The organism is Clostridium tetani (assembly GCF_900167265.1).
GTDB classification, from domain to species: domain Bacteria; phylum Bacillota; class Clostridia; order Clostridiales; family Clostridiaceae; genus Clostridium_G; species Clostridium_G tetani.
Genome location: NZ_FUWT01000008.1, coordinates 122,611 through 131,737, shown reverse-complemented (window position 1 = coordinate 131,737; position 9,127 = coordinate 122,611). Strand labels below are relative to the sequence as shown.

The following is a 9,127-nucleotide window of genomic DNA, read 5'->3' as shown; positions in this document are numbered from 1 at the left end:
TTTTGAAGTAAATGGTGAAAATTCAGAGGTTTTGTTAAATATGAACATAATACCAATGGGAAATACTAAGGTAGGATTTAGAATAGTAAATTCAAATTCAATAAAATCAGAGGAAAAGCCCGTGGAGAAACCAGAAGAAAAGCCAACAGAAAAACCTGATGTAAAACCAGAAGAGAAACCAAGAAAAAGAGGTTCATCTTCAAGTACTTCTAGTGGAACAAGTAATTCCCAAAATGGAGTGTATAGAGTAGACGTAAAAATATTAAGAGATAAAGATAATACTCCATCCATGGCTGGTCAATATGTAAAAGATGTAGTGGACTATGAAATAAATGATAATAAAAAATATATAGTAGTAACTATTGATAAAAGTAACTGGTTAAAAAATATAGATGTAGAAGTCGATGGTAGAAGCGTAAAACACAGTATCATAGATGAAATAACGAATTCTGATGGAGAAAAAACTAGTAAAATTAAATTTGAAGTGAAAGATTTAGATTCAAAAATAAAATTTTCTATGAATGTAGAACCAATGGGGAATGCAAAAGTATCTTTTAGAATATCTCCAGATAAAAATTCAATGAAGTTTACAGGAAAATCTAGTACATCTAAAACTAAAAATATGATAAGAGTAGATTTTACTAAACCTAATATAGATATAAGTGAAAATGGATTATATTCTTTAAAGGGTAAATTCCTAGAAGAAAATGAAGATAGAGATTCAATTGTGGCACAGCATTTAAGTAAAAATATAAATTATGAAGTGAAAAATAATAAAAAACATATAATCATACCTTTAAAAGGAAGAGAAAATGATTGGAAAGAGAACATAAAAGACATATCAATAGCAATTGATGGAAAGTTTATAAAGTATGGAATTGTTACTGAAAAAACAGATGGCGATGAAAATATTAGTAAAATTAAATTTGAAGTACCTAACTTGGATTCAAAAATAGATATTAACATGAGTATAATACCAATAGGAAATAAAAGGGTTAAAGGGGTATTTCAACCAGAAAAAGATACTTTTAAACTATTAAAAAAATATGAAAATGGAAATGTAGATAACGATAAAAAAGAGGAACAAGTAGAAAATAAAACAGATGTAATTAAGAGAAACGAAGATAATACTTCGACTTTAGATAAAACACAAAAAAATAAATCAGATAAAAATATAGAAACTAAAGGCATCACAAATAAACCTGAAGTAAGGGAAGATAAAACAAGTATAGAAACAGAAGGTAATAAATTGCCTCAAACAGGATCTCCAATAGGAATGGGATTAATGGCAACTTTGGGAATGATGTTATCAGGCTTAGGATTTAAATTAAAAAAAGAAAAATGATAATAAATAAAAAAGGAGAGAAAATATATGAAAAGAAATTTTTTAAAAGTACTTATAGTTTCAGTTTTAGTGGGGGGAATGGCATCAACTCAAGTATTTGCTCAAAATATAGGAACAACTAATTCAAACAGTCCTATTATACTTGCCCAAAATGATAAATTAAAGGATGGAAAGTATGATGTAAGTGTTCAGATATTAAAAGAAAACTCTGAAGAATTATCAATGGCAGGTCAATATATTAGTAAAAATGCTTTTTTAAAAGTTGAGAATGGACAAACATATATGACATTAAATTTTTCTAAAATTAATTGGATGAAAAACATCAAGATTTCAGTAAATGGAGCAGAAGTAAGTTATAAAACTATACCATCAGGGGAAAATGCTACAATTACATTTAAAGTGCCAGATATAAAAGCTAATATTAAAGTTCGTATGAATGTAGAACCTATGGGAAATGTAGGTGTAGCTTTTAGAGTAGCTATACAAAATGATATTAAACAGTTAGATAACAAAACTATAGCTAAAAAACCTACTGTAGAAAAAAAACAAGAAAACGTGATGAAAAAACCTACTGTAGAAAAAAAATCTGACGTAGAAAAGAAAGCTAAAGTGCAAGAAGTAAAAAAACCGGAAGGTAATAAGACTTTAGAAAAACCTCAAGAAAATAAAAGTGTTAAAGAGAAAACCAATGTAAAAGAAAAGGATGATGTTAAAGGAAAAAACGATGTAAAGAAGCAAAATTTAACTGATAATAATAATCAAAGTCAAGAAGTAAAACAGGAGCAAAAAAAGGAACAAAAAGAAGAGAAGTTACCTAAAACAGGTTCACCAATTACACAGAGCGGAATATTAGCATTGGGACAGTTAACAGCTATAGCAGGATTATTATTAAAGAAGAAATCAAATAAATAATAAAAACAAAATTTAATTAAACTAAAGTTCAGATGGAATTTTAATTCTATCTGAACTAAGTTTTACTCCAGAACAGGAATAGGAGGAAATTAGGTATGAAGAAAATTTTAACTTTAATAATAACTGTTTTAATGGGTGTAATGCTAACTTCCTGTGATAGAGGTAGTAGTGTAAATCAAAAAGAAAACCCTTCAAATAAAAAAAGCGAAGATGCAAGAATAATAGGTGGAAGCGTTGCAATAGCTGAAATGCTTTCAAAACTAGATATTAAAATGATAGGAAGAGCAAGCACTCAATATGAAATATCAGATAAAATAAAAGACCTTCCAGAAATAGGTCTTCCAATGAGCCCGGATTTAGAGAAAATTAAAACTTTAACACCAGATGTATACATAACCTCTGGTGCATTACAAGAGATGATAGGAGATAAACTTAAAGAAAGTGGAATGGAAACCATTTATGCTAATTTAGATTCCTATGATTCTGTAAAAGATACTATAAAAGAGTTATCTAAGAAGTTTGGAAAAGAAGAAAATGGAATAAAGCTTGTTAAAGAAATTGAAGAAAGTGAAAGACAAATTTTAAAAGAGGTTGATACTAATAAAAAAGTAAAAGTTATGATTTTATTTGGAGCACCAGGGCACTTTATGCTAGCTAGTGAAAATTCTTTTGTAGGAAGCCTTATTACAAAATTAGGAGCAGAAAATATTGCATCTAAAATTAAATTTAAAGGTCAATATGTACCTTTTTCATTAGAAACTGCATTAAAGGAAGATCCTGATGTAATTCTTAGAATGTATCATGGATATATAGATGAAGCAAAAAAGCAAGTAGATGATGAATTTAAAAATAATCCTCAGTGGAAAAATTTCAAGGCAATAAGAGAAAATAAAGTATATGACTTAGATCCTAAATATTTTGGAGTTACAGGAGACATAAAACAAGTAGAGTCATTAAAAATGATGAAAGATTATTTATATAAATAAAGTAAGGAAATGATTAATGATATGAAAAATATGAAAGAAATAAATAAGATAATTATTATATTACTCTCTTTTTTATTATTAATAAGTTTAATAGTTATAACAATTGGAATGGGTAGTGTAAATTTACCGATTGGAGATATAATAGATGTTTTTTTAGGAAAAGGAAGTAAAATAAATGAAAGTATAATAATGGACATGAGGTTACCTAGAATAATTCTTGCAGTATTTGTAGGAGCAGGACTTTCTATATCAGGGGCTTTATTACAATCTGTTATGAAAAACCCACTAGCAGACCCAGGAATAACAGGAGTATCTTCTGGAGGAAGCTTAGCAGCTATTTTGATAATGCTATATTTTCCACAAATGTATAAGGCACTGCCTCTTATAGCTTTTTTAGGATCTATATTGGCATGTACTATAGTATTCTTTTTATCTTGGGATAATGGTATAAAACCTATGAGAGTAATTTTATCTGGAGTGGCTGTGAATGCAATGTTTTTAGGAGCAACTTCATTATTGGCTATATTGAATACAGAAAAAATTCAAGGAGTCTTACTATGGGTAAATGGAAGTATTGCATATAGGGGTTGGAGAGAAGTTGGTTATTTTTTACCCTATTGTATTATAGGAATTCTGTTATCATTTTTTTGCATAAGAGGAGCTAATATATTAGCACTTGGAGATGATGTCGCTACTAATTTAGGTGTAAATGTAAATAGAACAAGAATATTAATATCTGTAGTGGCAGTATTTTTAGCAGGAATAAGTACGTCAGCTGTTGGGATTATAGGATTTATAGGTCTTATAGTACCACATATATGTAGGCTTATATTAGGATATGATTATAAGACTTTGGTCCCATTGAGTGCGATTTTGGGAGGAACAATATTACTTTTAGCAGATACCTTAGCACGATATATAGCAAGACCAATAGAATTACCAGTAGGGGTATTAATGTCTATGATAGGCGGACCATTTTTCTTATTCTTACTAAGGAGGCGAAAGGACAATGCTTAAAGTGGATAATTTTAAGGTAGGTTATGATAATAAAATTATAGTAAAAGATTTTAATCTTCATGTTAAAAAGGGAGATATAATAACTATAATAGGTCCTAATGGTTCAGGAAAATCCACAGTTTTAAAATCTATAGGAAGATTGTTAAAGCCTATTGATGGAACAGTTTATTTAGATAAAAAACTGCTTTGGGAAATGAAAGAAAAAGATATTGCCAAGGAAATGGCATGTCTTTCACAGCATAATAGTGCACCTAAGGATATGACCATAAGAAAACTAATTGCTTTTGGTCGAATTCCCCATAAAGGGTGGTTTGAAACCCTAAACAAAGAAGACGAGAATATAATTGATTGGGCTATAGAAAAAACTAATCTTAAACATATAGAAAATAAAAAAATCTCTAATATATCTGGAGGAGAAAGACAAAGGGCTTGGATAGCAATGGCATTGGCTCAAAAACCAAAAGTATTATTATTAGATGAGCCTACAACATATTTGGATATAAATAATCAAATAGAAATATTAGATTTAGTTAAAGAATTAAATGAAAATTTAAATCTAACAGTTATAATGGTTCTTCATGATTTAAACCAAGCTGCAAAATATAGCAAAAATATATTGGTACTAAAAAATGGAGAAGTTCAAGCTGTAGGAAAACCTGAAGATATTTTAGACATTAACTTGATAAAAAAAGTATACAATGTAGAGATGAATATACTAAAAAATCAGTTTGGAGAAAAACTTATTTTCATTCCTAAAAAAATTTGTAATTGTAATAAAGATATATCATAAGTTCTTTTAGGTTGAAAGGAGTAGTATATGAAAAAAATTATAGCAACTTTGCTTATTCTAATAGGAATTATAGTAACTTTAACATCTTTTGGTTTAAAAATGTATTCTAAGAGTAAAGAAAAAGCTTTAATGAATCATTTAACTAATGAGTTAAAGTTAGAGAATAAAAAGGAAACACCTAAAAAAACGGATGTTAAAGATAATAATGAAAATGAAATAATTAATTTACATGGAGCTATGGCAATAATAGAAATCCCTTCTATAGGTTTAAAATCTGTAATTGTGGAGGGGACAGAAATGGAAAAGCTAAGATATTATATAGGGCACTTTAAAGAGACAGCTTTACCAGGTCAATTGGGAAACTTTTGTATAGCAGGACATAGTAGTAGTATGTATAGCGAAATTTTAAATAATCTTCACAAAGTAAAAATTGGAGATGAAATTAAAATAAAAACAATAAAAGAAGAATTTAACTATAATATAAAAGAAAAATTTGTTGTTGATCCTACTAAAGTAAGCGTGCTAAATCAAGATAAAACAAAAAGGAGTATGACTATAGTGACTTGTACTGACAATGGAAAAAACAGATTAATAGTTAAAGGAGAAATAAATAAAAATGATAAATAGGAGACTAATAAATTTAGTTGGAGATTCAAAAGTATGGATTTTTCTAACAGTGTTAATGAAGTGGATTAGTTTATTGTTTAATATAATAAATATAATGTTTATAGCAAATTATCTAGAATTCACATATTTATATGGAGTAGATTCTAGAAAAGGTCTTATAACATTAGGCATATTTATAATAAGCATATTAATTAGAGCTATTTGTAACTATATGTCCGTAAAATTCTCGTCTAAATGCTCTCAAAATGCAAGGATAACCCTTAGAAATACAATATATGAAAAGTTGATTAATCTAGGTATAAATTATAATGAAAAAGTTTCAACATCAGAAACTATACAGGTTGCTATTGATGGAGTAGAACAGTTGGAAATATATTTTGGTAGATATTTACCACAATTTTTTTATAGTGTTTTAGCACCTTTAACTTTATTTGTTACGCTGGGCTTTATTAGCATAAAGGTAGTTTTAATTTTATTAATATGTGTGCCTTTAATACCAATTTCCATTGCCTTAATAATGAAAATTGCTAAAAAAATATTTGCTAAGTACTGGGGTATTTATGTTAACCTAGGAGATACATTTTTAGAAAATCTTCAAGGGCTTACTACATTAAAAATATATAATATGGATGAAGATAGAAATACAAAAATGAATGAAGAGGCAGAAAACTTTAGAAAAATAACTATGAAAGTTTTATCCATGCAGTTAAATTCTATAAGTGTTATGGATTTAATTGCTTTTGGGGGAAGTGCTATAGGTATGATACTAACTTTAAAAGAATTAGCACAGGGTAGAATAAGTATGGCAGGTGCTTTTACTATTATACTGCTTTCCTCAGAATTTTTTATACCATTAAGACTTTTAGGTTCTTTTTTCCATGTAGCTATGAATGGAATATCAGCATCACAAAAGATATTTAACATAATAGATACACCTTTAGAGCAATATAAAACAAAAGAAATTAAAGATTTTAATAGTTTATCTGTGGAATTCAAAAATGTGAACTTTTCCTATGAAGAAGATAGAAAAATTTTAAATAGTATAAATTTAAATATAAATAGTGGTAAAATAACAGCACTGGTAGGACCTTCTGGCTGCGGTAAAAGCACTATATCTAGCTTAATAATGGGATTTAATAAAAACTATCAAGGGAAGATATTGATAAATGGAAATGAATTAAGAGAAATTGATGAAGAACAACTTAAAAGAAAAATAAATATAGTTACACATAATAGTTATATATTTACAGGAACCATTGAAGAAAATTTAAAAATGGGAAGAGAAAGTGCCTCTATAGAAGAGATGTACGAAGCTCTACGAAAGGTAAATTTATATGACTTTGTTATGTCTTTAGATAATAAACTTAAATCAGAGATAAAGGAAGGAGGAGCCAATCTGTCAGGAGGTCAAAGACAAAGGCTTGCACTTGCAAGAGCACTGCTATATGATAGTGAGATTTATATATTTGATGAAGCTACATCTAATATTGATGTGGAGAGTGAAAATGAAATTATGGATGTTATATATGAAATTGGAAAAGAAAAGACCATACTTTTAATTTCACACAGGCTTTATAATGTGAAGAATGCAGATTGTATATATGTATTATCTCAAGGAGAAATTAAGGAATGTGGAAATCATAAAGAACTTATGAATAAGAAAGGAATATATTTTACATTAGTTGAAGAACAAAATGAATTAGAAAAGTTAGGAGCTGATTATTGTGCGTAGAAGAAAAGGTATTGTTATAATGGCAAGTCTTATAGGATTTGCTAAGCCCTTAGCTTTTGTAATGTTTGTAACTATAACCATGGGTATTATAGGATTTTTGGCTTCAATTTTTATGACTATTTATGCAGGTATTGGAATAGGTGAGATTGTTGGTTTAAATATGGGACTGGATCTTAAAAAAATATTCATTATAATAGGAGCTTTAGCAGTATCTAGAGGTTTTTTAAGATATATAGAGCAATACTCAGGACATTATGTAGCTTTTAAAGTTCTAGCTATTTTTAGAGATAAAATATTTAAAAAGTTAAGAGAGTTATCTCCAGCAAAGCTTGAAGGAAAACAAAAAGGGGAGCTTATATCTATAATAACCAGCGATATAGAATTATTAGAGGTTTTTTATGCTCATACCATAGCACCTATAACTATAGGGTTTGTAACTTCTTTAATAATGACTATATATATAGGAAGGATACACTTTATTCTTGGGGTAATTGCTATTTTAGCGTATTTTACCATAGGGTTTATAATACCTTATTTTTCATCTAAATTTGCAATTGAAGTAGGCTTAGATTATAGAAATTCTATTGGAAGAATGAATAGTTATATGTTAGATTCCTTAAAAGGAATGAAAGAGATTATTATGTTTAATTTAGGACAAGATAGGCTTAATAATATAGATAAGCAAGGGAATAGCGTAAATGAAAAAATAGAAGGAATAAAAAAACATGAGGGAATAATAACATCCCTTACAGATGTTGCAGTATTAATTTTTACAGCCATTATGTTATTTACAGCAGTGCATCTTTTAGGTAAAAATATAATTGAATTTAAAGATGTAATAATTGCCACTGTAGCTATAATGAGTTCCTTTGGTCCAGTTATAGCATTAAGTAATCTATCTAATAACTTACTACAAACCCTAGCATCGGGAGATAGGGTACTAAATTTATTAGAAGAAGAACCTGCAGTAAAAGAAGTATATAATGGATGTGATGTACAATCTGGAGACATAGAAACTTTAAATGTAAGTTTTTCTTATAATACAAAAGATATTATTTTGGAAAATATAAATATTAAATTCAAAAAAGGAAACATTGTAGGAATAGTAGGAGAAAGTGGTTCTGGTAAAAGTACTCTTTTAAAATTATTTATGAGATTTTGGGATGCTACAACTGGAAATATAAAAATAAATAATGAGAACATAAAAGACATAAAGACAAGTTCTCTAAGAGGAATGCAAAGCTTTGTAACCCAAGAAACCTTTTTATTTAATGATACTATAGAGGAAAATATAAGAATAGGGAAAAAAGATGCAACTTTGAATGAAATTAAAGAAGCTTGTAAGAAAGCATCTATAAATGAATTTATAGAAAGCCTTCCTAAGGGATATAAAACAAATGTGGGAGAGCTTGGTGAAAACTTATCTGGTGGAGAAAGGCAGCGGCTAGGACTTGCTAGGGCATTTTTACATAATGGAGATATGATCCTACTAGATGAACCAACTAGTAATTTAGATAGTTTAAATGAGAAAGTTATAATAAAAACTCTTAAAAATGAATGTAGGGATAAAACTGTAATATTAGTTTCACATAGAATGTCCACTGTGGCTATAGCAGATGAAATATATACTATGAAAAATAAAAACTTAGTAAAAAAAGAACCCTTAAAAGAGGCTAATTAATATTACGAGAAAAGCATTGAGATTTTAGCAATATGTG

At 28.2% G+C, this 9,127-nt stretch carries 8 protein-coding genes; all 8 read left to right on the top strand.

All coding sequences use genetic code 11. From position 1 onward, the window contains the following. Positions 1 to 1,345 (top strand): NEAT domain-containing protein (locus B5D21_RS07840; RefSeq protein WP_207651116.1); only part of this gene is annotated, 1,345 nt, incomplete at its 5' end. Between the two features lie 27 nt (positions 1,346 to 1,372). Then, positions 1,373 to 2,257 carry an NEAT domain-containing protein gene (locus tag B5D21_RS07835; RefSeq protein WP_011099426.1) on the top strand — a complete coding sequence of 295 codons (885 nt, stop codon included), beginning with the start codon at positions 1,373 to 1,375 and terminating at the stop codon, positions 2,255 to 2,257. A 95-nt stretch (positions 2,258 to 2,352) separates the two neighbouring features. Further along, on the top strand, positions 2,353 to 3,243 hold the full coding sequence (isdE, locus tag B5D21_RS07830; RefSeq protein ID WP_035127927.1) for a heme ABC transporter substrate-binding protein IsdE: 891 nt from the start codon (positions 2,353 to 2,355) through the stop codon (positions 3,241 to 3,243). 9 nt (positions 3,244 to 3,252) lie between these two features. Beyond that, complete coding sequence (locus B5D21_RS07825) at positions 3,253 to 4,260, top strand: FecCD family ABC transporter permease (RefSeq protein ID WP_011099428.1); 1,008 nt, start codon at positions 3,253 to 3,255, stop codon at positions 4,258 to 4,260. Next, the gene (locus B5D21_RS07820; protein WP_011099429.1) at positions 4,253 to 5,050 is read left to right on the top strand and encodes an ABC transporter ATP-binding protein; all 798 of its coding nucleotides are present in this window, start codon (positions 4,253 to 4,255) and stop codon (positions 5,048 to 5,050) included. Before B5D21_RS07825 ends, B5D21_RS07820 begins: the two co-directional genes overlap by 8 nt. 27 nt (positions 5,051 to 5,077) lie before the next feature. Next, the gene (locus tag B5D21_RS07815) at positions 5,078 to 5,677 is read left to right on the top strand and encodes a class D sortase (protein ID WP_011099430.1); all 600 of its coding nucleotides are present in this window, start codon (positions 5,078 to 5,080) and stop codon (positions 5,675 to 5,677) included. After that, positions 5,667 to 7,409, top strand: a complete 1,743-nt coding sequence (locus B5D21_RS07810) for an ABC transporter ATP-binding protein/permease (protein WP_011099431.1) — start codon at positions 5,667 to 5,669, stop codon at positions 7,407 to 7,409. Before B5D21_RS07815 ends, B5D21_RS07810 begins: the two co-directional genes overlap by 11 nt. Beyond that, positions 7,402 to 9,090, top strand: a complete 1,689-nt coding sequence (locus B5D21_RS07805; protein ID WP_011099432.1) for an amino acid ABC transporter ATP-binding/permease protein — start codon at positions 7,402 to 7,404, stop codon at positions 9,088 to 9,090. Before B5D21_RS07810 ends, B5D21_RS07805 begins: the two co-directional genes overlap by 8 nt. Positions 9,091 to 9,127 lie beyond the last annotated feature (37 nt).